This window comes from Variovorax sp. (assembly GCF_035634955.1).
GTDB lineage: Bacteria > Pseudomonadota > Gammaproteobacteria > Burkholderiales > Burkholderiaceae_C > Variovorax.
The window spans coordinates 73,775-98,546 of record NZ_DASQBZ010000021.1 but is presented as its reverse complement, the minus strand read 5'-3'; the positions used below and the strand labels follow the sequence as shown (position 1 = coordinate 98,546).

Sequence of the window (24,772 nt, the reverse complement as noted above, 5' to 3'; positions counted from 1 at the left end):
ACAACCATCATGTCCACGAATTCAAGCATTGCTGCCGCCCCGTTCTCGCTGAAGGACTTCCTCTCGTCCTTCATGCTCGTCGAGCTGTTCAAGGGGCTTGCCGTGACCGGCAAGTACGCCTTCAGCCGCAAGATCACGGTTCAGTTTCCCGAGGAAAAGACGCCTCTGAGCCCGCGCTTTCGCGGCCTGCACGCGTTGCGCCGCTATGAGAACGGCGAAGAGCGCTGCATCGCCTGCAAGCTGTGCGAGGCCGTCTGCCCGGCGCTGGCCATCACGATCGAGTCGGACGTACGCGACGATGGTTCGCGCCGCACCACGCGCTACGACATCGACCTGACCAAGTGCATCTTCTGCGGGTTCTGCGAAGAGAGCTGCCCGGTCGATTCCATCGTCGAGACGCAGATCTTCGAATACCACGGGGAAAAGCGCGGCGACCTGTACTTCACCAAGGACATGCTTCTCGCCGTGGGTGACCGCTACGAGCCCGAAATTGCCGCCGCCAAGGCGGCCGACGCCAAGTACCGCTGACGCGGACCGGCCCTGTCCCCACAAGAAAACGCTCGACCATGGACGTCACGACCGGCCTGTTCTACCTATTTTCAGCGGTGCTGCTGTTCGCAGCCTTCCGCGTCATCACCGCGCGCAACCCCGTGTATTCGGCGCTGTACCTGGTGCTTACCTTCTTCCAGGCGTCGGCCATCTGGCTACTGCTTCGCGCCGAATTCCTCGCCATCACGCTGGTGCTGGTCTACGTTGGCGCGGTGATGGTGCTGTTCCTGTTCGTCGTCATGATGCTGGACATCGACGTCGCCGGGCTGCGCCAGGGGTTCTGGAAGCACTTCCCGCTGGCAGCGGCCGTTGGCGCGGTCATCGCGCTGGAGATGGCCGCCGTGCTGATGGGGGGCTTTCGCATGGATGGCGCACCGCGTGGCGCCGCGCTTGCAGCAGCCCCGGGCGCATCGAACACGCTCGAACTGGGCAAGCTGCTCTACAGCGAATACCTGTATCCGCTCGAGGTTGCCGCGGTGATCCTGCTGGTCGGGATGATCGCCGCCATCGCGCTGACGCTGCGCAAGCGCAAGGACAGCAAGGCCATCAACCCGAGCGACGCCGTGCGCGTCAAGGCACGCGACCGCGTGCGCGTCGTCCAGATGCCGGCCACGCGGGCCGCCCAGAGCGCACCGGCCGAAGCCGCCGCCGATCCGGCACAACCGGGAGCAAAGGCATGACCCTCTCACTCGGACACTTCCTCTCGCTCGGCGCGATCCTGTTCGCGCTGTCGGTGATCGGCATTTTCCTGAACCGCAAGAACCTGATCATCCTGCTGATGGCGATCGAGCTGATGCTGCTCGCCGTCAACATCAACTTCGTGGCCTTCTCGTACTACCTGGGTGACATGCACGGACAAGTCTTCGTGTTCTTCATCCTGACGGTGGCGGCCGCCGAGTCCGCGATCGGGCTGGCGCTGCTGGTGCTGCTGTTCCGCAACCGGTCGACCATCAACGTCGACGAGCTCAACGCGCTCAAGGGCTGAGAGGCAAGACATTCATGAGCGCAACCCTGTCTGCATCCACCCTGCTGGCCGTTCCGCTGGCACCCCTGGTCGGCTCCGTCATCGCCGGAATCTTCGGCACCAAGTTCGGCGGCAACCTGCTGGGCCGGCGTGCCTGCCACTCGGTCACCATCCTTGGCGTGGCGATCGCCTTCGTCATCTCCGCAATGACGCTCTTCAGCGTTGTCGTCGACGGTGCCCGCTTCAACGCCACCATCTATGAATGGATGATGGTCGGCGGCCTGAAGATGGAGGTCGGCTTCCTGGTCGACGGCCTCACCGCGATGATGATGTGCGTCGTCACCTTCGTCTCGCTGATGGTGCACATCTACACCATCGGCTACATGGAGGAAGACGAGGGCTACAACCGTTTCTTCGCCTACATCTCGCTGTTCACCTTCTCGATGCTGATGCTCGTCATGAGCAACAACATGCTCCAGCTGTTCTTCGGCTGGGAGGCGGTGGGCCTGGTGTCGTACCTGCTGATCGGCTTCTGGTACACCAAGCCGACGGCGATCTTCGCCAACATGAAGGCCTTCCTGGTCAACCGCGTGGGTGACTTCGGCTTCATCCTGGGCATCGGCCTGCTGGCCGCCTACGCCGGCTCGCTCAACTACGGCGAGGTGTTCGCCAAGCGCACCGAGCTGGCGGGCCTGACCCTGCCGGGCACCGACTGGATGCTGCTGACGGTGGCCTGCATCTGCCTGTTCATCGGCGCCATGGGCAAGAGCGCGCAGTTTCCGCTGCACGTGTGGCTGCCCGACTCGATGGAAGGCCCGACCCCCATTTCCGCGCTGATCCACGCCGCCACCATGGTGACGGCCGGCATCTTCATGGTGGCGCGCATGTCGCCCCTGTTCGAGCTGTCCGACACGGCGCTGTCGTTCGTGCTGGTGATCGGCGCCATCACGGCGCTGTTCATGGGCTTCCTGGGCATGATCCAGAACGACATCAAGCGCGTGGTCGCGTATTCCACGCTGTCGCAGCTGGGCTACATGACCGTGGCGCTGGGCGCGTCGGCCTATTCGGTCGCGGTGTTCCACCTGATGACGCACGCCTTCTTCAAGGCGCTGTTGTTCCTGGGAGCGGGCTCGGTCATCATCGGCATGCACCACAACCAGGACATCCGGTGGATGGGCGGCTTGCGCAAGTACATGCCGATCACCTGGATCACCTCGCTGGTGGGTTCGCTGGCGCTGATCGGCACGCCGCTGTTCTCGGGCTTCTACTCCAAGGACAGCATCATCGAGGCGGTGCACGAGAGCCACCTGTGGGGCTCGGGCTTTGCCTACTTCGCGGTGCTGTCGGGCGTGTTCATCACGGCCTTCTACTCGTTCCGCATGTACTTCCTGGTCTTCCACGGCAAGGAACGCTACGACCAGAACCCCGACGCCCATCACCATGATGCGCACGACGAGCCCGATCATGGGCATCACGACGAGCACGCGAAGCCGCACGAGTCGCCGTGGGTGGTGACGCTCCCGCTGGTTCTGCTGGCCATCCCGTCCGTGATCATCGGCTACTTCGCGATCGACGCGATGCTCTACGGCGAGTTCTTCAAGGATTCGATCTTCATCGACGCGGCGCGCCACCCGGCGATGCACGAGATGGAAGAGGCCTTCCACGGCCCGATGGCGATGGCGCTGCACGGACTGACCGCCTGGCCGTTCTGGCTGGCCCTCGCCGGCGTGGTGGCGGCCTGGTACATGTACCTGGTCAACCAGGCGGTGCCCGAGGCGATCGCCCGCGCCTTCCGTCCCGTCTACGTGCTGTTCGAGAACAAGTACTACATGGACTGGTTCAACGAGAACGTCATCGCGCGTGCCGCACGCGGCCTGGGCCTGGGCCTGTGGAAGGGCGGCGACCAGGGCCTGATCGACGGCGCGCTCGTCAACGGGTCATGGAAGCTGGTCGGCCGCGTGGCCGGCGTGGTCCGCCGCTTCCAATCGGGTTTCATCTACCACTACGCATTCGCCATGCTGCTCGGCGTGTTCGTGCTGATGTCGTATTTCGTATGGTTCAAGCGATAAGCGGCGGCGCTGGAGAAAAAGAAAAATGGGTTTGCTGAGTCTTGCCATCTGGTTGCCGATCGCCTTCGGCGCCGTGCTGCTCGCCTTCGGTCGCGACGACCGCGCGCCGCTGGTGCGCTGGATCGCGCTTGCCGGTTCGCTGTTGAGCTTCATCGTCACCATCCCGCTGTACACCGGCTTCCAGCTGGGCACGGCGGCGATGCAGTTCGTCGAGCGCGCCCCCTGGATCGCGCGCTTCAACATCAACTACCACCTGGGCGTGGATGGTCTGTCGTTGTGGTTCGTGCTGCTGACGGCGTTCATCACCCTGATCGTCGTGATCTCCGCCTGGCAGGTGATCACCGAGCGCGTCAACCAGTACATGGGCGCGTTCCTGATCCTGTCGGGCCTGATGATCGGCGTGTTCACCGCGCTCGACGGCGTGCTGTTCTACGTGTTCTTCGAAGCCACGCTGATCCCGATGTACCTGATCATCGGCATCTGGGGCGGTCCGAACCGGATCTACGCGGCCTTCAAGTTCTTCCTGTACACGCTGCTGGGCTCTCTCCTGCTGCTGGTCGCGCTGATCTACCTGTACAACGCGGCCGGTGGCAGCTTCGAGATCCTCGACTGGCACCAGGTCAAGCTCAGCGCCCACGCGCAGACGCTGATCTTCTTCGCCCTGTTCGCCGCATTCGCGGTCAAGGTGCCGATGTGGCCGGTGCACACGTGGTTGCCGGACGTGCACGTCGAGGCGCCCACCGGCGGCTCCGCGGTGCTGGCAGCGATCATGCTCAAGTTGGGCGCGTACGGCTTCATCCGGTTCTCGATGCCGATCGCGCCGGATGCCGCCCACGAATGGGCATGGCTGATGATCGCGCTGTCGCTGATCGCGGTGATCTACGTCGGCCTGGTCGCGCTGGTGCAGCAGGACATGAAGAAGCTCGTGGCCTATTCGTCGGTGGCGCACATGGGCTTCGTCACGCTGGGCTTCTTCATCTTCAACGAGCTGGGCGTGGCCGGCGGCATCGTGCAGATGATCGCCCACGGCTTCGTCTCGGGCGCCATGTTCCTGTGCATCGGCGTGCTGTACGACCGGGTGCATTCGCGTCAGATCGCCGACTACGGCGGCGTGGTCAACACCATGCCGAAGTTCGCCGCCTTCGCGCTGCTGTTCGCCATGGCCAACTGCGGCCTGCCGGCTACCGCGGGCTTCGTGGGCGAGTGGATGGTGATCCTGGGTGCCGTCAAGGCCAACTTCTGGATCGGCCTGGGGGCCGCGACCGCGCTGATCTTCGGCGCCGCCTACACGCTGTGGATGTACAAGCGCGTATATCTGGGCCCGATCGGCAACGATCACGTCAAGGAACTGACGGACATCAACGGCCGCGAATTCCTGATGCTGGCCCTGCTGGCGATCGCGGTGCTGTGGATGGGTATCGATCCCAAGCCCTTCACCGACGTGATGGATGCCTCGGTGTCCGAGCTGCTGCGCCACGTGGCGATCTCCAAGCTCCCCTGACGGCCGTGTGACGAACAAGAGAACGAGATGATTGACAAACTCAGCTGGATCGCGGTCTACCCGGAGGTCGTGCTCCTGGTCATGGCCTGCATCATTGCGCTGGTCGACCTGGCGGGCACCGATGCGCGCCGCACCCGCACCTATGTCCTGACCCTCCTCACGCTGGTGGTGGTCGCGTTCCTGACCGGCGCCAACGCCGTCGCGGGCAAGACCATCTTCGGTTTCGGCGGCATGGTGGTCAGCGACCCGATGGGTAACTGGCTCAAGTGCTTCGCCACCCTGGCGCTGATGGTCACGCTGGTCTATGGCCGACCCTATGCGGCGGACCGCGAGATGCTGCGCGGCGGCGAGCTGTTCACCTTGAGCATGCTCGCGCTGCTGGGCATGTTCGTGATGATCTCGGGCAGCAACTTCCTGCTGATCTATCTGGGCCTGGAACTGCTGACGCTGTCGAGCTACGCGCTGGTCGCCCTGCGCCGCGACAACGTCCTGGCGAGCGAGGCGGCCATGAAGTACTTCGTGCTCGGCGCGCTGGCCAGCGGCTTCCTGCTGTATGGGCTGTCGATGGTCTACGGTGCCACCGGCACACTCGACGTCAACGAGGTCTACAAGGTCATCGCCAGCGGCTCGGTCAAGCACCAGGTGCTCGTGTTCGGGCTGGTGTTCATCGTGGCCGGCCTGGCATTCAAGGTGGGCGCGGCGCCGTTCCACATGTGGGTGCCGGACGTCTACCACGGCGCGCCCACTGCGATCACGCTGATGATCGGTGCGGCGCCGGAACTGGCCGCCTTTGCGATCATCATCCGCCTGCTGGTGGAAGGCCTGCTGCCGCTGGCCATCGACTGGCAGCAGATGCTCACGGTGCTGGCTGTCGCCTCGCTGCTGGTGGGCAATTTCGCAGCCATTGCGCAGACCAACCTCAAGCGCATGCTGGCCTATTCGACCATCGCGCAGATGGGCTTCATGCTGCTCGGCCTGGTGGCCGGCGTGGTCAACGACAACACGTACAACGCCCAGTTCGCCTACAGCGCCGCGATGTTCTACGTGATCACCTACGTGCTGACCACTCTGGCGAGCTTCGGCATCATCCTGCTGCTGGCCCGCGAAGGCTTCGAGAGCGAGGAGATCACCGACCTGGCCGGCCTCAACCAGCGCAGTCCGCTGTATGCCGGCGTGATGGCGATCGCCATGTTCTCGCTGGCGGGTATCCCGCCGCTGGTCGGCTTCTACGCCAAGCTGGCCATCCTGCAGGCGCTGATTGCCTCGGGCCAGGCCTTCTACGTCGGCCTGGCCGTGTTCGCGGTGCTGGCTTCGCTGGTCGGTGCGTTCTACTACATCCGCGTCGTCAAGGTCATGTACTTCGACGCGCCGGTCACGGCTGCCACCGTGTCGGCCCCCCGCGACGTGCGCACGGTGCTGACGCTCAATGGTGCGCTCATCCTGGTGCTGGGCATCGTCCCGGGCGGCCTGATGACGCTGTGCGCCAACGCCATCGTGGCCACGCTGGCCACCTGAAGCCCGCGGCGTGACGTCGCTGAATGCGTCGGTCTGGCTGGTGCTGGTGCTTGCACTCGTGGCGGCCAACCTCCCGTTCGTCAACGAGCGGCTGTTCGGCGTGATACCGCTCGGCCCGGCGCGCAAATTGCTCGCCGTGCGCCTGGGTGAACTGGTCGTCCTGTTCTTCCTGGCCGGCGGCGTCGGGCTGCTGTTCGAGCGGCGGCTGGGCCAGATCTATCCGCAGGGCTGGGAGTTCTACGCGGTCTCGGCCTGCCTGTTCCTGGTGCTGGCGTTTCCCGGTTTCACCTGGCGCTACCTGCTCAAACATCGGAACTGAAACCATGAACGACGACGCACACCTGAGGGAAGAACGTACCGACGGCCAGGTGCTGTTCAAGGGGCATTTCCTTGAAGCCCGGCGCGACACGGTCCGCCTGCCGGACGGCCACAGCGCCACGCGCGAATACGTGGTGCATCCGGGCGCTGTCGTGGTGGTGCCGCTGCTGGACGACGGGCGCGTCGTGCTGGAGCGCCAATACCGCTATCCGGTCGAGCGGGTCATGGTGGAGTTCCCGGCCGGCAAGCTGGACGCGGGCGAGGACCCGCTGGCCTGCGGCCAGCGCGAACTGCTCGAGGAAACCGGCTACCGCGCCGCCGAGTGGGCCCATGCAGGTGCGATGCACCTGGCGGTTGCCTATTCCACCGAGATCATCCACATCTACTTTGCCCGCGGCCTGACGGCCGGCGAGCGGCAACTGGACCATGGCGAGTTCCTGGACGTTTTCGCCGCGCCGGTCGAAGAAGTGCTCGGCTGGTGCCGCGATGGCACCCTGACCGACGCCAAGAGCCTGACGTGCGCCCTGTGGCTGAGCCAGCACCTGTCCGGAGCATGGCCACTCGAATGGAAGGCGGTGCCGCCGGGCACTCACGCGGGATAATCGCCCCACCATGAAGGTTCTCAACCTCAAGTGCTCGCACGGCCATGCCTTCGAGGGCTGGTTCGCATCGAACGAGGCGTTCGACGAACAGCAGGGGCGCGGCCTGGTCGAGTGCCCGCTGTGCGGCGACAAGTCCATCGCCAAGCAACTGTCGGCGCCGCGCCTGAACCTCGGGGCGGCCCGGCCCGACGCCGCGCCCGCTCAGGCGTCCGAGGGCGACGTCCAGACGCAGTTGCAGGCGCGCTGGATGAATGCCATGCGCGAACTCATGGCCACGACCGAGGACGTCGGCGAGCGCTTCGCCAGCGAGGCGCGGCGCATCCATCACGGCGAGGCGCCAGAGCGCGGCATTCGCGGCCAGGCATCGCGGGAGGAATCCGAGGCGTTGGCCGACGAGGGCATCGCCGTCATGCAGATCGCCTTGCCGAAAGCCCTCAAGGAAACCCTTCAATAGGCTTCGGCCGCGAGGCTCTGCCGGTGCCGGTCGTGCCGCCGAGATGCCGGTGACCGGCGCCGCGCGCGCTCAGACGCTGAACTGCAATGCGGCCAGGCGCGCGTACACGCCCCGTTGTGCCACCAGCTCGGCATGCGTGCCTTGTTCGACGATGCCGCCATGGTCCAGCACGACGATCCGGTCGGCCTTCTGTACGGTCGCCAGCCGATGCGCGATGACCAGGGTGGTGCGATCCTTCATGGCCGACTCAAGGGCGGCCTGCACCATCCGTTCGCTTTGCGCGTCGAGTGCGCTGGTGGCCTCGTCGAGCAGCAGCAGCGGCGCGTTCTTGAGGATCGCCCGCGCGATGGCGATGCGCTGGCGCTGCCCGCCTGACAGGCGCACCCCGCGCTCGCCCAGGAAGGTGTCGTAGCCCTCGGGCAGCGCCCGCAGGAACTCGTCGGCAAAGGCGGCCCGCGCGGCGGCGTGCACTTCCTCGTCGGTCGCTTCCGGGCGCCCGTACCGGATGTTTTCCAGCGCGCTGGCCGAGAAGATCACCGCGTCCTGCGGCACCAGGCCGATGTGCTCGCGCAGGTCCTGCAGGGCCAGTGCGTCCAGCGGCACGCCGTTGATGCGGATACCGCCTTGCTGCGGGTCGTAGTAGCGCAGCAGCAACTGGAGCACGGTGCTCTTGCCGGCCCCGCTCGACCCGACCAGTGCGACCGTCTCGCCGGCACGCACCTCCAGGCTGAAATCTCGCAATGCCGCCGTTTCGGGGCGGGAAGGGTAGTGGAACGTCACGCCCTCGAACGCCAGCGCGCTGCCGCCGCTGCCCGCAGGCAGTGCGCGCGGATGGGCCGGCGAACGGATGTCCGACTGCGCATGCAGCAATTCCATCAGCCGTTCAGTGGCGCCGGCGGCGCGCAACAGGTCGCCATAGACTTCGCCCAGTACGGCTGCGGAACTGGCCAGGATGATCACGTAGACCACCGTCTGCCCCAGGTGCCCGGCGGTGATGTCGCCATGCAGCACCGCCTGCGTGCCCTGGTAGAGGCCCCACAGCAGCGATGCCGAGGTGGCGATGATCACGAACGCCACCAGCACCGCACGCGCCTTGGCTCGCCGGACCGCGGTGCCGAATGCGCTGCGGGTCGAGGCCTGGAAACGCTGCGCTTCGCGGGCCTCGGCGGTATAGCTCTGCACCACCGGAATCGCATTGAGAACCTCGGCGGCGATGGCGCTGGCGTCTGCCACACGGTCCTGGCTGGCGCGCGACAGTCGCCGCACCCGGCGACCGAACCACATGGTCGGCACCACGATCAGGACGAGGATCAGCAGCACCTGCATCATGACCAGAGGGTTCGTCCAGACGAGCATGGTGAGGGCCCCCACGCCCATCACCGCGTTGCGCAGCCCCATGCTGAGGGAAGAACCCACCACCGTCTGGACCAGTGTGGTGTCGGTGGTGATGCGAGAGAGCACCTCGCCAGTCTGCGTGGTCTCGAAGAAGGCCGGGCTTTGCCGCAGGACGTGGGCGTAGACCGCATTGCGCAGGTCCGCGGTGACCCGCTCGCCCAGCCAGCTGACCGTGAAGAAGCGTGCAGCCGAAAACAGGCCGAGGGCGACAGCCACCGCGAACAGTTCGAGAAAGTGGTTGCCCAGTGCCATCACCTGGGTGCCACGGTCGCCGCTGACGAGGCCGCCGTCGATCAGGCCCCGAAGCGCGATGGGAAACACCAGCGTCGTGACCGCCGCCAGCACCAGGAATAGGCAGGCCAGGCCGATCTGCAGGCGATAGGGCCGCAGGAAGGGGAAGAGCCCGGACAGGGCGCGGGAGGAGCCCTTGCCAGCGCGTTCGCGGGCCGGGGAAGAGGAAGTCACAGGAGCAATGGCGGCCATCGCCGGCATTTTAACCAACGGATGCCGCCACAAAGACGGCCTTGACAATAACTGCCGAGGCAACTAATATACGGGTCATGACTGATGGGAACAACCCGCAAGACACCTCACCGCCGGATGGCGCCGCTCTGAAGCCGATCGATTTCTACACCGCGGAAAACTACCGCGCTGATGAAAGCATCGGTTACATGATGAAGCGCATCCTTTCGGCCCTGTCGCAGACGGTCGAGCTGACCATCTGCGAACCTGGCCGCCCGACGTACCCGCAGTGGGTGCCGCTGCACAAGCTTCATGTCGGCGACGCCAGCACGGTGGCCGAACTGGCGCGCGAATGCGGGCTGGACGCCGGCGCCATGACCCGCCTGCTCGACCGCCTCGAGGCCAAGGGCCTGTGCCGCCGCGTGCGGTCGGTGTCCGACCGCCGGGTGGTCAACATCGAGCTGACGGACGAGGGACGCCATGCGGCCGAAGAAGTGCCGCGCTTCCTGTCGCGTGTGCAGAACGAGTACCTGGCGGGGTTCACCGTCGAGGAATGGCAGCAACTGAAGGGCTACCTGCGCCGCATGCTGGCGAACGCGCAGGCGATCAACGCCCGTGGAGATAAGCAAGAATGAACTTCGACACGTATTCGGAACCCGGGCGCCGCCGCATGACGGTGCTCGCCGCTTCGCTGGCGCTGGCCGTGGCCGCTCTGGCGGGCTGCGCCGACATGTCCGGCATCGACTCGCAGGCCAAGATGCGCGACGCCGCCTCGGTCGGCCTGCAGGATCCTTCGTCCGCCGCAGCGGGCGCCTCCCGCGTGAGCGACATCGCCAGCGCCGAGATCGATGCCCAGTGGTGGCGCGCCTTCGGCGACCCGCAACTCGATGCGCTGATCGACCAGGCCGTGCAGGGCAATCCCGATCTGGGCGTGGCCCGGGCCCGGCTGGCGAAGGCGCAGTCCGCGATCGACGTCGCCCATTCGGCCAGTCTGCCCCAGGTCAATGCCAACCTGGGCATGACACGCCAGAAATTCAGCGAGAACTACACCGTGCCCGAGCCGCTTGCCGGCGCGGTCATCAACAGCGGCTCGCTCACGCTCGACGCCGGCTGGGAGCTGGACTTCTTCGGCAAGAACCGTGCGGCCGTGGCCGCTGCCGTCGGCGCGAGCAATGCCGCACAGGCCGAGGAAGCCGCCGCGCGCATCCTGCTGTCCGCGCGCGTCACCCAGACCTACATCGGGTGGGCGCGCCTGGAGGCACTGCAGACGGTGGCACGCCGCACCCTTGCACAGCGCGAGGAAAACCTCAAGCTGGTGCAGGACCGCGTCAGCGCCGGTCTGGATACGCGGCTGGAGCTGCGCCAGAGCGAGGCCGGCCTGCCCGAGGCTCGCCAGCGCATCGAGGCCCTGGACGAGCAGATCGCCATTGCGCACCACGCGCTGGACGCGCTGGTGGCCCAGCCCGGTGCCACGGCGAAGCTGCAGGCGCCCCAGCTTGACAAGTTCAGCGCGCCTGCCCTGCCTGCGCACATCCCGGCTGACCTGCTCGGGCACCGCGCCGACGTCGTGGCTGCACGCTGGCGCGTCGAGGCCGCCACCCAGGACGCGAGCTACGCCAAGAAGCTGTTCTATCCCAACATCGACCTTGTCGGCTCGGTCGGCTACCAGGCGCTGGGCGTGGACAAGCTGCTCAATGTCTCGAGCCTGATGTGGAGCTTCGGCCCGGCGGTGCGCCTGCCGATCTTCGAAGGCGGCAAGCTGCGCGCCAACCTGCGCGGCAAGGACGCCGACCTGGACGCGGCCATCGAGAGCTACAACGGTACCGTGCTGGATGCCGTGCGCGACGTCTCCGACCAGGTCGTCTCGGTCAAGTCGGTGGTGCGCCAGCAGGAACAGCAGCGCCTGGGCCAGGAGGCCGCCGAAGGCGCCTACGACCTCGCCGTGCAGCGCTATCGCGCCGGCCTGGGCACCTATCTGGACGTGCTGACGGCCGAGAACAGCGTGCTGGCGCAGCGCCGCGACCAGGTCGACCTGGCCGCCCGCGCCCTGACCACGCAGGTGGGCCTGGCGCAGGCACTGGGCGGCGGCTACCGGCCGCAGCCCGGCGACACCGCGCAGGCGCAAACCTCGCCTCAGGCCGCCAACACCTCCGCCACCCCCTTGCAGCGCTGATCGGATCAGCCCGAAACGAATCACAGGAAGAAAAGCATCATGACCGACTCCCAATCCGGAGCGCCCGCCGCCGAACCCGCGGGCAATGGCAAGCGCCGCAAGGCGCTGACGGCGCTCGCCGCCGTCGTGGTCCTGGCCGGCGCAGGCTGGGGCGCGTACGAGTGGCTGGTGGCCAGCCACTACGAGACCACGGACAACGCCTACGTCCAGGGCAATGTGGTGCAGATCACGCCGCAGATCGCCGGCACGGTGATGAGCATCGGCGCCAACGAGACCGACTACGTCAAGTCGGGCCAGACGCTGATCAAGCTCGACCCTGCAGACGCGAAGGTGTCGCTGGAACAGGCCGAGGCAGCACTGGCCCAGACGGTGCGCCAGACGCGCACGCTCTATATGAACAACGGCTCGCTGGCGGCGCAGGTCGCGCTGCGCGAATCGGACATCGTCAAGGCCAGGTCCGACATCGCGCGGGCCGAGGATGACCTCAAGCGCCGCAAGGCCCTGTCGGGCAACGGCGCGGTGTCGAAGGAAGAACTCAACCACGCCGAGACGGCGCTCGCCAACGCCAAGAGCGCCCTGGCGGCGGCTCAGGCCGGCGTCACCGTGGCGCGCGAGCAGCTTGCGAGCAACAAGTCGCTCACCGAAGGCACCAGCGTGGCCGAGCACCCGGGCGTGCTCGCCGCCGCCGCCAAGGTGCGCGAGGCCTACCTGGCCACCCAGCGCGTGAACATCGTGGCCCCGGTCGACGGCTACGTGGCCAAGCGCACCGTCCAGCTCGGCCAGCGCGTGGCCGCCGGCACACCCATGATGTCGGTGGTGCCGCTCAACCAGGTGTGGGTGGACGCGAACTTCAAGGAAGTGCAGCTGCGCAACATCCGCATCGGCCAGCCGGTCAAGCTCACCGCCGACATGTACGGCGGCAAGGTCGAGTACACCGGTCACGTGGCCGGCCTCGGCGTGGGCACCGGCTCGGCCTTCGCGCTGCTGCCGGCGCAGAACGCGACCGGCAACTGGATCAAGGTGGTGCAGCGCGTGCCCGTGCGCATCGAGCTGGACAACAAGGACCTGAAGGCCGACCCGCTGCGCGTGGGTCTGTCGATGGACGTCGAGGTCGACGTGACCGACAAGAGCGGCACCATGCTGGCCGAGACGCCGCGCGCCGCCAGTGCGACGCAGACGGACGTCTACGCCAACGCCGACCAGGGCGCCGACGCCGAGGTGGCCCGCATCATCGCCGCCAACCTGGGCGACAACCCGGCGAAGGCCGCCGCCGCGCCCGGCGCGGCGTCCAACAAGAGCGAGAGCGCGCCCGCGCGCGGCAAGGCGCACGGCGCATCGCCGCTGCATGGCACCTCCGCGCACCCGGGCGAAGTCAACCCGTCCTGATCGAATCGCACGCCAGAGTCGATGTCTTCTCCCGCCAACGTCAACGCCTACGTCCCGCCGCCGCCGCTGGAAGGTTCGGCGCGCGTGTGGGGCACGGTGGCCCTGTCGGCCGCCACCTTCATGAACGTGCTCGACTCGTCGATCGCGAACGTGTCGCTTCCCGCCATCTCGGGCGACCTGGGCGTCAGCGCGACGCAGGGCACCTGGGTCATCACCAGCTTCGCGGTGGCCAACGCCATCGCCGTGCCGCTGACCGGCTTCATGACGCAGCGCTTCGGCCAGGTCCGCCTGTTCGTGGCCAGCATCCTGCTGTTCGTGATCACGTCGTGGCTGTGCGGCCTGGCGCCCAACATGACCTCGTTGATCGCCTTCCGGGCGCTGCAGGGCTTCGTGGCCGGGCCGATGATCCCGCTGTCGCAGACGCTGCTGCTGTCGAGCTATCCACGCGCCAAGGCCGGCATGGCCATGGCGCTGTGGTCCATGACGACGCTGGTCGCGCCGGTGATGGGGCCGCTGCTGGGCGGCTGGATCACCGACAACGTCTCCTGGCCCTGGATCTTCTACATCAACATCCCCGTCGGCATCCTGGCGGCCATCGCCACCCTGGCGATCTACCGTACCCGCGAAAGCCCGACCCGGCGCGTGCCGATCGACACCATCGGGCTGTCCCTGCTGGTGCTGTGGGTGGGCTCGCTGCAACTGATGCTCGACAAGGGCAAGGAACTCGACTGGTTCCATTCCACCCAGATCGTCGCCCTGGCGGTGGTGGCGGTGGTGTGCTTCCTGTTCTTCCTGATCTGGGAGCTGACGGACAAGCACCCGGTCGTCGACCTGTCGCTGTTCAAGCGTCGTAATTTCTGGACCGGCGCGGTGGCCACTGCCATCGCCTACGGCCTGTTCTTCGGCAACGTGGTGCTGCTGCCGCTTTGGCTGCAGCAGTTCATGGGTTACACCGCCACCCAGGCCGGCATGGCGATGGCGCCGGTGGGGCTGCTGGCGATCGTGCTGTCGCCCATCGTCGGCATGACGGTGGGCAAGGTCGACGCCCGGCGCTACGCGACCTTCTCGTTCCTGGTGTTCGCGCTGGTGCTGTGGATGCGCTCGCGCTTCAACACGCAGGCCGACTTCATGACCATCATGATCCCCACATTGGTGCAGGGCGTGGCCATGGCGTTCTTCTTCATCCCGCTGGTGACCATCACGCTGTCGGGCCTGTCGCCCGACCGCATCCCGGCGGCCTCCGGCCTGTCGAACTTCCTGCGCATCACCGGCGGCGCGATGGGAACGTCGATCACTACGACGCTGTGGGAAGACCGCGCAACGCTGCACCACGCGCAACTGGTGGAGTCGGTCACCCACGGCAGCCACGCGACCAGCAGTGCATTGGCCGGCCTCGGCAGCGCCGGTCTCGACTCCGGGCAGGCGCTGGCGCAGGTCAACCAGCTGGTGACCCAGCAGTCGTTCATGCTGGCGACCACCGACATCTTCTACGCGTCGGCGGTGCTGTTCCTGTTCCTGATCCCGCTGGTGTGGCTGTCGCGTCCGCAGCGTGGTGCAGGGGCGAGCGACGCGGCGGCCGGCGCGCACTGACGCCTTCCGGCCGAGGCAACTGTCGTCCGGATGACAGAGCCGGGCGGCGCAGGTGTCGCGGGAAATGCACAGGTTGCGCCGTTGCAGCGCAGCATCCGCATTTGCCCCGATAGGAAAGTGCAACAACACGCCACAACAATGCATTCCGCCGTCGCGCCCTCTGCGCGCCGGCGGAACGCATGAACCACCTTCCAGCCTCCCGCATTCTTCAAGGCGCGCCCACGAGATGAGTGACATCATTCTCGAGACGCGCCAGCTCACCAAGGAATTCAAGGGCTTCACTGCCGTCAGCCGGGTGGATCTGAAGGTGGAGCGCGGTGCCATTCACGCGCTCATCGGGCCGAACGGGGCGGGCAAGACCACCTGCTTCAATCTGCTGACCAAGTTCCTCGAGCCGACCTCGGGCACGATCCTGTTCAACGGGCAGGACATCACGCGCGAGCGGCCGGCGCAGATCGCGCGGCGCGGCATCATCCGTTCATTCCAGATATCGGCGGTGTTCCCGCACCTGACGGTGCTCGAGAACGTGCGCCTGGGCCTGCAACGGCGGCTGGGCACTGCCTTCCATTTCTGGAAGAGCGAGAAGACGCTCACGCCGCTCAACGCACGCGCGCTGGAACTCCTGGCGCAGGTGGGCCTGGAAGATGCGGCACAAGAAGTGACCGTGAACCTGCCCTATGGCCGCAAGCGCGCGCTCGAGATCGCCACCACGCTGGCCATGGAGCCCGAGCTCATGCTGCTGGACGAGCCGACGCAGGGCATGGGCCACGAGGACGTGCACCGCGTGGCGGACCTGATCAAGCGCGTCTCGGCCGGGCGCACCATCCTGATGGTCGAGCACAACATGAGCGTGGTGGCGGACATCGCGGACACCATTTCGGTGCTGCAGCGCGGCGCGGTGCTGGCCGAAGGCAGCTACGCGCAGGTCTCGGCCGATCCGCGGGTGATGGAAGCCTACATGGGCACCACTGAAGGCCAACTCGAGGGAGCCCACTGAAATGGCAGCGCCCGCACTCGAGATCCGCGACCTGCACGCCTGGTATGGCGAGTCGCATGTGCTGCATGGCGTCGACATGGTCGTCCAGCCGGGAGAGGTGGTCACGCTGCTGGGCCGCAACGGCGCCGGGCGGACCAGCACGCTGCGCGCCATCTTGGGCCTGACCGGCAGCCGCAAGGGCCACATCCAGATCAACGGCGTCGAGACGATCGCGATGCCGACGCACCGCATCGCCCACCAGGGCGTGGGCTACTGTCCGGAGGAGCGCGGCATCTTCGCCAGCCTGTCGGCCGAGGAGAACCTGCTGCTGCCGCCGGCACTCAAGGGTGCGGGGCAGGGCATGTCGGTGCCGGAGATCTACGAGATGTTCCCCAACCTGTCGGAACGCCGCCACAGCCCGGGCACGCGCCTGTCCGGCGGGGAGCAGCAGATGCTCGCGGTGGCGCGCATCCTGCGCACGGGCGCGCGCCTGCTGCTGCTCGACGAAATCTCCGAAGGCCTGGCGCCCGTGATCGTCCAGGCGCTGGCGCGCATGATCCATACGCTGCGGGCCAAGGGCTACACCGTCGTCATGGTCGAGCAGAACTTCCGCTTCGCCGCGCCCCTGGCCGATCGCTTCTACGTCATGGAGCACGGCCGCATGGTGGAGACGTTCGGCGCCCGTGAACTCGAGGCCAAGATGCCGGTGCTGCGCGAGTTGCTCGGCGTCTAGGCGGCAAGTCCATTCAACAAGCAGATGCGCCGGTGCGGTGCGTTCCAAAGATTCATCAACCGCTTCCCCATCCATCACAGAGGAGACTCCACATGAAGCGCAATCTCAAAGCCCTGGTCCTTGTCCTGGGCGCCCTCGGAATGGCCAGCCACGCCGTGCAGGCGCAGGAGAAGGTCGTGATCGGCTTCGAGACCGACATGTCCGGCCTGTACGCCGACCTCGAAGGCAAGGGCGGCGCGACGGCCATCCAGATGGCCATCGACGACTTCGGCGGCAAGGCCCTGGGCCAGCCGATCGAGTTGCTGACCGCCGACCACCAGAACAAGGCGGACATCGGCGCATCGAAAGCGCGCGAGTGGATCGACACCGCCGGCGCCACCATGATCTTCCACGGCTCGACCTCGAGCGTCGGCCTGGCCGTCGCCAAGGTGGCCTCGGAGAAGAAGCGCGTGTTCTTCACCAACGGCACCGCGACCTCGGCGCTGACCAACGAGCAGTGCAGCCCGTACATCGTGCACTACGCTTACGACACGGTGGCGCTGGCCAAGGGCACCGGCGCGGCGGTGGTCGAGACGGGCGGCAAGAGCTGGTTCTTCCTGACGGCCGACTATGCCTTCGGCTACGCGCTCGAGGCGGACACCACCAAGGTGATCAAGGCCAAGGGCGGCGAGGTCAAGGGCAGCGTGCGTGCGCCGCTCAACGCTTCGGACTTCTCGTCCTTCCTGCTGCAGGCGCAGAGCTCGGGCGCGCAGGTGCTGGGCCTGGCCAACGCCGGTGGTGACACCGTCAACTCGATCAAGGCGGCCAAGGAATTCGGCATCGACAAGAGCATGAAGCTCGCCGGCCTGCTGGTGTTCCTGACCGACGTCAAGAGCCTGGGCCTGCAGGCTACGCAGGGCCTGCTGCACACCACCAGCTGGTACTGGGACCTCAACGACGAGACGCGCAAGTGGGCTGCGCGCTACGAAGCCAAGACGGGCAACAAGCCGACCGACATCCAGGCGGCCGACTATTCCGCGACCATGGCCTACCTGAACGCCGTGAAGGCCGCCGGCACGACCGATTCCGACAAGGTGATGGCCCAGCTCAAGAAGACGCCGATCAACGACTTCTACGCCAAGGGCACGATCCGCCAGGACGGCCGTATGGTGCACGACATGCTGCTGGTCGAGGCCAAGAAGCCCAGCGAGTCCAAGGGCCCGTGGGACCTGCTGAAGGTGATCAAGACCATCCCCGGCGACCAGGTCTACACGACCAAGGAAGAAAGCAAGTGCGCGCTGTGGAAGTAGCGTAACGATGAAAGGGCCGCCTTCCGGCGGCCGGCCTTCCCGCGCGGCGGCTGCCGCAGCGCCCGCAAGGGCCTGCGGCGGCGCCCCGCCGAACGACAAGACTGCTTTGCCTGCGCACCCATGAACATATCCATGCCCGCCTTGCTCAGCCAGCTCCTGCTGGGGCTGGTCAACGGGTCGTTCTACGCGATCCTCAGCCTCGGGCTGGCGGTGATCTTCGGCCTGCTCAACGTCATCAACTTCGCGCATGGCGCGTTCTTCATGATGGGCGCCATCGCAACCTGGATGGCGATGACCTATTTTGGCGTCAGCTACTGGGTGATGCTGATCGCCGCGCCAATCCTGGTCGGCTTGTTCGGGATGCTGGTCGAACGCGCGCTGCTTCGCTGGATCTACAAGCTCGACCACCTCTACGGGCTGCTGCTCACGCTCGGCATCACGCTGCTGCTGGAGGGCGGCTTCCGTTCGGTCTACGGTGTCTCGGGCCTGGCCTACAGCGCGCCGGAGCAATTGCGCGGCGCCACCAACCTGGGCTTCATGTTCCTGCCGAACTACCGTGCCTGGGTCGTCGTGGCGTCCCTGGTCGTGTGCTTCGCCACCTGGTGGGCGATCGAGAAGACCCGCCTGGGCGCCTACCTGCGCGCGGGCACCGAGAACCCGCGGCTGGTGGAGGCCTTCGGCGTCAACGTGCCGCTGATGGTCACACTGACCTACGGCTTCGGTGTCGCATTGGCGGCCTTCGCCGGCGTGCTGGCCGCCCCGGTGATCCAGGTGTCGCCGCTGATGGGCCAGAACCTGATCATCGTCGTCTTCGCCGTGGTGGTGATCGGCGGCATGGGTTCGATCATGGGCGCCATCCTGACCGGGTTGGGCCTGGGCATCATCGAAGGGCTGACCAAGGTGTTCTATCCCGAGGCTTCGTCCACGGTCGTGTTCCTGTTCATGGTCGTGGTGCTGCTGCTGCGCCCGGCCGGCCTGTTCGGCGCCGACAAGTGAGCGCGAGACAAGATTCATGAAGAAGCTATCCCTCGCACTCTACGCACTGCTGCTGCTTGCGCTGCTGGCTGCCCCGTTCATCGGCTTCTACCCGGTGTTCGTGATGAAGCTGATGTGCTTCGCGCTCTTCGCATCGGCCTTCAACCTGTTGCTGGGCTATACGGGCCTCCTGTCCTTCGGCCATGCGGCCTTCTTCGGCGGCGCCGCCTATGCGGCCGGGCATTCGATGAAGGTGTGGGGCCTCTCGCCGGAGCTCGGCCTGGTCATGGGTACCGCCGTCGGTGCGCTGCTGGGGCTGGTCTTCGGCTGGCTGGCCATTCGCCGCCAGGGCATCTATTTCGCCATGATCACGCTGGCGCTGGCCCAACTCGTCTATTTCATCGCCCTGCAGGCACCCTTCACCCATGGCGAAGACGGCTTGCAGGGCATCCCGCGCGGAAAGCTCTTCGGACTGCTCGACCTGCGCGACGACCTGACGCTGTACTACGTCACGCTGGTCATCGCCGTGGCGGCGTTCCTGCTCATCGCGCGCACCGTGCATTCGCCCTTCGGCCAGGTGCTCAAGGGCATCAAGGAAAACGAGCCGCGCGCGGTCTCCCTGGGCTACGACGTCAACCGTTTCAAGCTGCTGGCCTTCGTGCTGTCGGCGGCCATCGCTGGGCTGGCGGGTTCGCTCAAGGCCCTGGTGCTTGGCTTCGCCACGTTGTCGGACGTGTACTGGTCCACCTCCGGCAGCGTGATCCTGATGACGCTGGTCGGAGGTCTCGGTACATTGTCCGGGCCGCTGGTGGGCTCGGCAGTGGTCGTGCTGGTGGAGAACAAGGTCGGCGACTTCGGCGAACTGATGGCGTCGCTGACTCATGTCGCCTGGTTCCGCACGCTGGGCGAGTCGGTCACCATCGTCACCGGCCTGATCTTCGTGGTGTGCGTGCTGGCGTTCAGGCGCGGCATCATGGGCGAGGCCATCGCCTTCTTCGAAAGGCGCCGCACGCGCGGCGGCTGAGGGGCGGCGCCCGCGCCGCGCGACGACACGCACGCTGGCTCCCGGCCTACCGCGCCCGCGCGGGCCCGCGGCGATAACCGGAACCGGGCTACGCTTGGCGCAGCCATGAACGGAGTAGAAAAAATGAGTTCTGCCGAATACGCCAACGTGGACCTGACGCGGGCCGACGTGGATGCGCGCCGGGGAAACACCGTGCTGGAGTTCGGTGCCAACTGGTGCCCGATCTGCCAGGGCGCGCAGCCGCTGATCGAACAGGCGCTGCAGGGGCGCAACATCGACCGGATCAAGGTCGAGGACGGACCGGGCAGGCCGCTCGGCCGTTCGTTTCGCGTGCGGCTGTGGCCGACGCTCGTGTTCCTGCAGGACGGCGTGGAAGTCGCGCGCGTCGTGCGGCCGAATGCCCCGGACGACATCGCCGGCGCGACGGCGCGCATGGCCGCGTCGGCGCAGCCGCCGGCCGCCTGAGCCCGCCTACATCCGCAACGCCTGCACGTAGCCCGTCATCTCCAGGTACCCGCGCCCGACACGCCGGCCCTGCGCGTCGAGCAGGTCGCACAGGCCTTCCCAATAGACCGTGCCGGTGGAGCCTCTGCTGTCGAGCTCCTGATCGTCGAGCAGCGCGCGCACGGCGAAGCGCCCGGCCGGCGTCAGGACCGACCATTCGACCGGATACTGCGCCTGCGTGGCCGGGCTCTGCCAGCGGCGCACAGGCTCGAACCGGACCTCGTCCGGGCCGAACGCCCGCCGCTGCCCGGCCGCGCTGCGAAAGCTGCCGCCTGCCCAAAGCGCCGCACCGCCGCGGTCGCGCATGACGAAGGCCATCAGCGCGCTGCCGTCATCGAGGTTCATGCCGATCCAGTCCCAGCCCACGGCGCCCGGCGGCAGGTAGCCGTCGCTCCACTCGTGGTCGAGCCAGGCGCGCCCCTGCACGGCGAATTCGCGGCCATCGATCTGCAGGCGGCCACTCGCGGCGAGTTGCGGTTCGCTGTAGTAGTTGCTGAAGGCCTGCGGCTGGGGCCCCTTGCGCGAATGTCCCGCCTCGCCTTGCAGCAGCGGCGGCTGCGTGGGGGCGAAGTCCAGCGCCAATGCGAAGCCTTCGGCCGGGAGCCGCGCCGCGTAGCGGCCGCTGGCCGGATCGCGGTTGAGCCGCCAGTCGCGCAGTTGAACGTCGGTGTCGCCTTCGCTGGCGGAAGCGACACCCATGCCCGCGCGTGCGATGCGCTGGTCGTGCGACTGCCTGCGCGCCTGCAGGTCGGTGACGGCGGCATGCGCAAAGATCAGCTGGCGTGCCGCGAACGCCGAGCGCAGCGACTGCGTGGCCTGCACGCGCGAGCGAAAGAAAGTCAGTTGAAAGCCGAAGGCGCCTTGCGCGTTCGACGCATAGCCGGTGATGTACCACCACTCCGTGCCGAACTCGGGATGACTGCCGAAGTCGCGCGGGAACGCCAGTGCCGTCGCCGGCCGGGGCGTTTCCTGTGCACGCGCAACGGGCAACGCCTGCAGGACGCTGGTGCCTGCGAGTGCCAGCAGCAGGCGCCGCCGGGCTTCACTGCCGCGGCGCGGCGCTGCAGTAGGCGTTGAAATTCTCGGTGGCAAAGCCTTCCTTCCTGGCGAGTTCCCAGGGGCGTTCGCAACGCCCGGCGTGTTCGCACCACTGGTAGCCGGCCGAAGCCATGCAGCCGTGCGAGTCGCGATCCGCGCCGACGCGCGCGCCGGCTGAAGCGGCGGGTGCATTGTTGCCCGTCGCGCAGGCCGCAAGCAGGCTGGCGCCCAGCAATGCCAGCGCGGCACCTGCCGTGCGCAAGCACCCTGGAGTGATTCGATGAGACTTCATGACGTCATTGTCCTCCAGTGCCGAGCGTGCCCGGCGCGCAGCGCAGTCGCGAAAATTTATCTTGCCGCGCGGTCATCCGCAGGCGTGCAAAGGCGTTGAGCATAGTGACCGGCCTCACTTCAACGGTTGCCGGTTTTCTCAACCCCACACCCCACCTCATCCCATGAAGCGCATTCTCATCTCCCTCGTCGCCGCCGCATTCGCACTTGCCGCAGGCGCCTCCTTTGCACAAGCCCCGGCACAGCCCGCCAAGTCCTCGCACACCGCTTCGAAGAGCAAGACCACCAAGCACGCATCGCACAAGAGCGGCAAGAAGCACGCCGCTGCCAAGAAGTCTGCCAAGGCTCCGGTCGCAAGCTGACGCGCACGGAGGGCGCCGCAGCCTTCCTACCAATCTTCTTTCACTGCGAGCACCGCATCGCTGCCGGCCGCGGCGCGGCCCGACAGCCAGGCCGACAGCGTGCCGGCCATCACCACGGCAGCGCACAGCGCGGCCAGGCGAAGCCAGGGAACGGCAAGATCCATGGTCCAGTGAAAGCTCTGTGGATTGACCACGTACACCAGCACGAGCGAGACCGCCAGGCCGAGCGCCAGCCCGGCGAGTGCGCCCACGGCCGTCCACGCCGCGCCTTCGCCGGCCACCACGCCGAGCACTTGCGCGCGGGTGAAGCCCAGGTGGGCCAGCAGCCCGAACTCGCGCCTGCGCGCGAGCACCTGCGCGCTGAAGCTGGCCGCGATGCCGAACAGCCCGATGCCGATGGCCACGGCCTGCAGCCAGTAGGTGACGGCGAAGCTGCGGTCGAAGATGCGCAGCGAACTCGCACGGATGGCGCCGGCCGCGCTCAGTTCGATGGCCTCCGCACTGCCGAGGCGACGGGCCGCCAGCGCGCGCAATGCGGCGATCGCGCTCGCTTCCGAAGCGCCGTCGGCAAGCCACACGGCAATGTCGCTGACGGCGTGTTCGCCGGTGAGCCTTTCGAAGTCGCGCGCCTCCAGCGTGATGGCGCCGAACTGCCGCACGTAGTCACGCCAGACACCGGCGACGAAGAAGCGCGGCGGCGGTCCCCCGTCGGCCGGCGCGAAGGCACGCGCGAGTGGCGCGAACTCGTGCCCGGGCCGCGCGGCGTACAACTCGACCATGGCCTCGCTGACATAGATGCCGATGGCCCCCGGTGGTACAGGCCGCGCGCTGCCCACCAGCGGCAGCGTGCCGGCCGCGTCGCCGTCGAACGTGCGCGCGATCAGGGTCACTGCCGGACGCGTGCTGTCGAGCAGCAGCGAGCGTGTTCTGAGAGTGCCGGTGCGGGCCACACCGGGCAAACCGGCCACGGCCTGCACGAAGGCCGGGTCGAAGGCCGCCGCGTCCAGTGACCCGGAGGCGCTGGCGCCGCTGCCGGCCGCGCGGACATACAACTGCGCCGGCAGCACCGCGTCGAGCCAATGCGCCACGGAATCGCGAAAGCTCGCCACCATCACCGTCAACGCCACGGCCAGGCTCAGACTGGCGACCACGCCGCTGACCGCCACCGCGGCGGTGCCGCGCATGCGGCGCGCGCGCTCCAGCGCGAGCATCGGCAGCAGATGACCGGCAATCCTGGGCGCCAGCCGGTCGTACAGCACCTGGATCAACACCGGCAGCGTTGCGATGCCGCCGACCAGCAGCAGGCCCACGGCAAGGTAGGCGGCCACGGGGACACCGGCGACCGGCGGCGCCAGCGCAAGCAGGCCGCCGGCGATCATCAGCAGCAGCCCGAGCCAGCGCGACAGCCGCGACCCCGCAGCCGCCTGCGTCGCGCCCAGGCCCTTGAGCGTCTGCGCCTCGGGCAGCGCCTGTGCCGCGCGCGCCGGCCACCAGCCGCCCACCAGTGCCGCCAGCAGGCCGAGCAGCCCATACGCCAGGGCCGCCGGCGCGCTGAAGTGCAGCGTCGGCCGGACGCCGGGGAAGTAGCCGCCGCCAAGGTCGCCGGCAAGCAGGCGCAGCGCGAGCGCGGCCAATGCCGTGCCCAGGGCGAGCCCGGCCAAGCTGCCGGCGGCGCCGAGCACGCCCGATTCGAGCAGCACCAGTTGCAGTCGCTCGCGCGGCGTGAGGCCGAGCACGCCCAGCAGCGCGAACTGCTGCGCCCGCTTGGCCACGCTCAGGGCCAGCACCGAGAACACCAGGAAGGCGGCGGTGAACAGTGCCACCAGGGCCAGCACCGTCAGGTTGACGCGATAGGCGCGCGACAGGTTGCTCACGCGTTCAGCGGAATCGCCCGGCTCTGCGACGCTCATGCCCGGCGGCCAGTCGGCCTGGCTCTCGAGCGAGCGCACGAAAGTGGCGCGATCGGTGCCGGGTCGCAGGCGCAGGTCGATGCGGCCGAGTCGCCCCCACGTGGCGAGCAGGTCCTGCGCCGCGCCGATGTCGAGCACCGCCAGGGCAGCGCCGCCGGCGGTCACGTCGCCGGCGATGGCCAGCACATGCTGACGCCCGCCGGCCTCGACCTCGATCCGTGCGGCCTGCGCACCGACGATCTCGCGCGCGGCGGCGTTGAGGAACACTTGGCCCGGAGACAGCACCGCCATTCGGTCGGCGCCGGCGGACAACTGCGGCATCAGGCCCGGCGCGACGCGGCCCACCGCCAGTGCATCGATGCCGATCAGCCGCAGCGGCTTGCGCACGCCGTCGTGCAGCAGTTGCACCTGGGCTTCGAGCACCGGGCTGGCCAGCGCCACCTCCGGCCGCGACGCCACGCGCGCGAACAATTGCTCGTCGAACGTGCCCTGCGCCGCGCGCAGTTCCAGGTCGGGCTGGCCGTTGACCGAGCGCACAGCGCCGGCGAACTCGTCCAGCGCCGAAGCATTGATGAGTTGCACCGAGAAGGCCAGGGCAACGCCCAGCATCACGGCGATCACCGCGGCGCTGCTGCGCCAGGGATGGTGACGCAGTTCGCGCCATGAGAAGGTCCTGAGCAGCGCGAGCATGG

General features: G+C 67.4%; 24 protein-coding genes. 20 read left to right on the top strand and 4 right to left on the bottom strand.

The features are described 5' to 3' along the window. Positions 1–9: 9 nt before the first annotated feature. From nuoI to VES41_RS11200, 9 genes are read left to right on the top strand one after another with little or no spacing between them, the layout of a single operon-like run. Positions 10–528 (top strand): NADH-quinone oxidoreductase subunit NuoI, encoded by a 519-nt coding sequence (gene nuoI, locus VES41_RS11240; protein ID WP_324816624.1) that lies wholly within the window; start codon positions 10–12, stop codon positions 526–528. Between the two features lie 38 nt (positions 529–566). Then, positions 567–1,229, top strand: coding sequence for an NADH-quinone oxidoreductase subunit J (locus VES41_RS11235; RefSeq protein WP_324816622.1), 663 nt, complete (start codon positions 567–569; stop codon positions 1,227–1,229). Beyond that, positions 1,226–1,534, top strand: coding sequence for an NADH-quinone oxidoreductase subunit NuoK (gene nuoK, locus VES41_RS11230; protein WP_324816620.1), 309 nt, complete (start codon positions 1,226–1,228; stop codon positions 1,532–1,534). The genes VES41_RS11235 and nuoK overlap by 4 nt, the downstream gene beginning before the upstream one ends. 14 nt (positions 1,535–1,548) lie before the next feature. Next, a complete protein-coding gene (gene nuoL, locus VES41_RS11225; RefSeq protein ID WP_324816619.1) occupies positions 1,549–3,582 on the top strand; it encodes an NADH-quinone oxidoreductase subunit L in 2,034 nt (677 codons plus the stop codon). 25 nt (positions 3,583–3,607) lie between these two features. After that, positions 3,608–5,083: an NADH-quinone oxidoreductase subunit M gene (locus tag VES41_RS11220; protein WP_324816618.1), complete on the top strand. Its 1,476-nt coding sequence runs from the start codon at positions 3,608–3,610 to the stop codon at positions 5,081–5,083. Positions 5,084–5,110: 27 nt separating this feature from the next. After that, the gene (gene nuoN, locus VES41_RS11215) at positions 5,111–6,598 is read left to right on the top strand and encodes an NADH-quinone oxidoreductase subunit NuoN (protein ID WP_324816616.1); all 1,488 of its coding nucleotides are present in this window, start codon (positions 5,111–5,113) and stop codon (positions 6,596–6,598) included. 10 nt (positions 6,599–6,608) lie between these two features. Further along, positions 6,609–6,917, top strand: a complete 309-nt coding sequence (locus tag VES41_RS11210; RefSeq protein ID WP_324816614.1) for a DUF2818 family protein — start codon at positions 6,609–6,611, stop codon at positions 6,915–6,917. Between the two features lie 4 nt (positions 6,918–6,921). Continuing rightward, a complete protein-coding gene (locus VES41_RS11205) occupies positions 6,922–7,518 on the top strand; it encodes an NUDIX hydrolase (protein WP_324816613.1) in 597 nt (198 codons plus the stop codon). A 10-nt stretch (positions 7,519–7,528) separates the two neighbouring features. Continuing rightward, positions 7,529–7,972, top strand: a complete 444-nt coding sequence (locus VES41_RS11200; RefSeq protein ID WP_324816611.1) for a DUF1178 family protein — start codon at positions 7,529–7,531, stop codon at positions 7,970–7,972. A gap of 69 nt (positions 7,973–8,041) precedes the next feature. Here the strand turns inward: VES41_RS11200 and VES41_RS11195 are convergent, their stop codons facing one another. After that, positions 8,042–9,850, bottom strand: coding sequence for an ABC transporter transmembrane domain-containing protein (locus VES41_RS11195; RefSeq protein ID WP_324816610.1), 1,809 nt, complete (start codon positions 9,848–9,850; stop codon positions 8,042–8,044). A gap of 77 nt (positions 9,851–9,927) precedes the next feature. On the opposite strand from VES41_RS11195, the gene VES41_RS11190 reads away from it, so the two are divergent. The 10 genes from VES41_RS11190 to VES41_RS11145 all read left to right on the top strand — a co-directional run bounded on the left by VES41_RS11190 (position 9,928) and on the right by VES41_RS11145 (position 20,440). Continuing rightward, positions 9,928–10,464, top strand: coding sequence for a MarR family winged helix-turn-helix transcriptional regulator (locus tag VES41_RS11190; RefSeq protein WP_324816609.1), 537 nt, complete (start codon positions 9,928–9,930; stop codon positions 10,462–10,464). Continuing rightward, the gene (locus VES41_RS11185; RefSeq protein WP_324816608.1) at positions 10,461–12,002 is read left to right on the top strand and encodes an efflux transporter outer membrane subunit; all 1,542 of its coding nucleotides are present in this window, start codon (positions 10,461–10,463) and stop codon (positions 12,000–12,002) included. The genes VES41_RS11190 and VES41_RS11185 overlap by 4 nt, the downstream gene beginning before the upstream one ends. Before the next feature lie 39 nt (positions 12,003–12,041). Further along, positions 12,042–13,388, top strand: coding sequence for an HlyD family efflux transporter periplasmic adaptor subunit (locus tag VES41_RS11180; RefSeq protein ID WP_324816607.1), 1,347 nt, complete (start codon positions 12,042–12,044; stop codon positions 13,386–13,388). Positions 13,389–13,409: 21 nt separating this feature from the next. After that, entirely contained in the window at positions 13,410–14,978 is a 1,569-nt protein-coding gene (locus tag VES41_RS11175; RefSeq protein WP_324816606.1) for a DHA2 family efflux MFS transporter permease subunit, read from the top strand. Between the two features lie 226 nt (positions 14,979–15,204). Continuing rightward, positions 15,205–15,975, top strand: coding sequence for an ABC transporter ATP-binding protein (locus tag VES41_RS11170; RefSeq protein WP_324816604.1), 771 nt, complete (start codon positions 15,205–15,207; stop codon positions 15,973–15,975). Between the two features lies 1 nt (position 15,976). Then, entirely contained in the window at positions 15,977–16,687 is a 711-nt protein-coding gene (locus VES41_RS11165; protein WP_324816602.1) for an ABC transporter ATP-binding protein, read from the top strand. A 92-nt stretch (positions 16,688–16,779) separates the two neighbouring features. Next, positions 16,780–17,976, top strand: a complete 1,197-nt coding sequence (locus tag VES41_RS11160; protein ID WP_324816601.1) for an ABC transporter substrate-binding protein — start codon at positions 16,780–16,782, stop codon at positions 17,974–17,976. Between the two features lie 120 nt (positions 17,977–18,096). Then, a complete protein-coding gene (locus VES41_RS11155) occupies positions 18,097–18,972 on the top strand; it encodes a branched-chain amino acid ABC transporter permease (RefSeq protein ID WP_324816600.1) in 876 nt (291 codons plus the stop codon). Positions 18,973–18,988: 16 nt separating this feature from the next. Further along, positions 18,989–19,975, top strand: coding sequence for a branched-chain amino acid ABC transporter permease (locus tag VES41_RS11150; protein ID WP_324816599.1), 987 nt, complete (start codon positions 18,989–18,991; stop codon positions 19,973–19,975). Positions 19,976–20,098: 123 nt separating this feature from the next. Then, complete coding sequence (locus tag VES41_RS11145) at positions 20,099–20,440, top strand: thioredoxin family protein (RefSeq protein WP_324816598.1); 342 nt, start codon at positions 20,099–20,101, stop codon at positions 20,438–20,440. A gap of 6 nt (positions 20,441–20,446) precedes the next feature. Here the strand turns inward: VES41_RS11145 and VES41_RS11140 are convergent, their stop codons facing one another. After that, positions 20,447–21,571, bottom strand: a complete 1,125-nt coding sequence (locus VES41_RS11140) for a lipocalin-like domain-containing protein (RefSeq protein WP_414719097.1) — start codon at positions 21,569–21,571, stop codon at positions 20,447–20,449. Beyond that, on the bottom strand, positions 21,522–21,809 hold the full coding sequence (locus VES41_RS11135) for a hypothetical protein (protein ID WP_324816596.1): 288 nt from the start codon (positions 21,807–21,809) through the stop codon (positions 21,522–21,524). The genes VES41_RS11140 and VES41_RS11135 overlap by 50 nt, the downstream gene beginning before the upstream one ends. A 163-nt stretch (positions 21,810–21,972) precedes the next feature. Between VES41_RS11135 and VES41_RS11130 the strand changes: the two genes are divergently transcribed. After that, the gene (locus tag VES41_RS11130) at positions 21,973–22,170 is read left to right on the top strand and encodes a hypothetical protein (RefSeq protein WP_324816595.1); all 198 of its coding nucleotides are present in this window, start codon (positions 21,973–21,975) and stop codon (positions 22,168–22,170) included. A 26-nt stretch (positions 22,171–22,196) separates the two neighbouring features. On the opposite strand, the gene VES41_RS11125 is transcribed toward VES41_RS11130, so the two are convergent. Next, complete coding sequence (locus VES41_RS11125) at positions 22,197–24,770, bottom strand: ABC transporter permease (protein WP_324816593.1); 2,574 nt, start codon at positions 24,768–24,770, stop codon at positions 22,197–22,199. Positions 24,771–24,772 lie beyond the last annotated feature (2 nt).

Excerpts from the sequence above, each read along its gene's own strand:
- nuoI (WP_324816624.1), top strand. The coding sequence starts at position 10 with ATGTCCACGAATTCAAGCATTGCTGCCGCCCCGTTCTCGCTGAAGGAC.
- VES41_RS11235 (WP_324816622.1), top strand. The coding sequence starts at position 567 with ATGGACGTCACGACCGGCCTGTTCTACCTATTTTCAGCGGTGCTGCTG.
- nuoK (WP_324816620.1), top strand. The coding sequence starts at position 1,226 with ATGACCCTCTCACTCGGACACTTCCTCTCGCTCGGCGCGATCCTGTTC.
- nuoL (WP_324816619.1), top strand. The coding sequence starts at position 1,549 with ATGAGCGCAACCCTGTCTGCATCCACCCTGCTGGCCGTTCCGCTGGCA.
- VES41_RS11220 (WP_324816618.1), top strand. The coding sequence starts at position 3,608 with ATGGGTTTGCTGAGTCTTGCCATCTGGTTGCCGATCGCCTTCGGCGCC.
- nuoN (WP_324816616.1), top strand. The coding sequence starts at position 5,111 with ATGATTGACAAACTCAGCTGGATCGCGGTCTACCCGGAGGTCGTGCTC.
- VES41_RS11205 (WP_324816613.1), top strand. The coding sequence starts at position 6,922 with ATGAACGACGACGCACACCTGAGGGAAGAACGTACCGACGGCCAGGTG.
- VES41_RS11200 (WP_324816611.1), top strand. The coding sequence starts at position 7,529 with ATGAAGGTTCTCAACCTCAAGTGCTCGCACGGCCATGCCTTCGAGGGC.
- VES41_RS11195 (WP_324816610.1), bottom strand. The coding sequence starts at position 9,850 with ATGGCCGCCATTGCTCCTGTGACTTCCTCTTCCCCGGCCCGCGAACGC.
- VES41_RS11190 (WP_324816609.1), top strand. The coding sequence starts at position 9,928 with ATGACTGATGGGAACAACCCGCAAGACACCTCACCGCCGGATGGCGCC.
- VES41_RS11185 (WP_324816608.1), top strand. The coding sequence starts at position 10,461 with ATGAACTTCGACACGTATTCGGAACCCGGGCGCCGCCGCATGACGGTG.
- VES41_RS11180 (WP_324816607.1), top strand. The coding sequence starts at position 12,042 with ATGACCGACTCCCAATCCGGAGCGCCCGCCGCCGAACCCGCGGGCAAT.
- VES41_RS11175 (WP_324816606.1), top strand. The coding sequence starts at position 13,410 with ATGTCTTCTCCCGCCAACGTCAACGCCTACGTCCCGCCGCCGCCGCTG.
- VES41_RS11170 (WP_324816604.1), top strand. The coding sequence starts at position 15,205 with ATGAGTGACATCATTCTCGAGACGCGCCAGCTCACCAAGGAATTCAAG.
- VES41_RS11165 (WP_324816602.1), top strand. The coding sequence starts at position 15,977 with ATGGCAGCGCCCGCACTCGAGATCCGCGACCTGCACGCCTGGTATGGC.
- VES41_RS11160 (WP_324816601.1), top strand. The coding sequence starts at position 16,780 with ATGAAGCGCAATCTCAAAGCCCTGGTCCTTGTCCTGGGCGCCCTCGGA.
- VES41_RS11155 (WP_324816600.1), top strand. The coding sequence starts at position 18,097 with ATGAACATATCCATGCCCGCCTTGCTCAGCCAGCTCCTGCTGGGGCTG.
- VES41_RS11150 (WP_324816599.1), top strand. The coding sequence starts at position 18,989 with ATGAAGAAGCTATCCCTCGCACTCTACGCACTGCTGCTGCTTGCGCTG.
- VES41_RS11145 (WP_324816598.1), top strand. The coding sequence starts at position 20,099 with ATGAGTTCTGCCGAATACGCCAACGTGGACCTGACGCGGGCCGACGTG.
- VES41_RS11135 (WP_324816596.1), bottom strand. The coding sequence starts at position 21,809 with ATGAAGTCTCATCGAATCACTCCAGGGTGCTTGCGCACGGCAGGTGCC.
- VES41_RS11130 (WP_324816595.1), top strand. The coding sequence starts at position 21,973 with ATGAAGCGCATTCTCATCTCCCTCGTCGCCGCCGCATTCGCACTTGCC.
- VES41_RS11125 (WP_324816593.1), bottom strand. The coding sequence starts at position 24,770 with ATGCTCGCGCTGCTCAGGACCTTCTCATGGCGCGAACTGCGTCACCAT.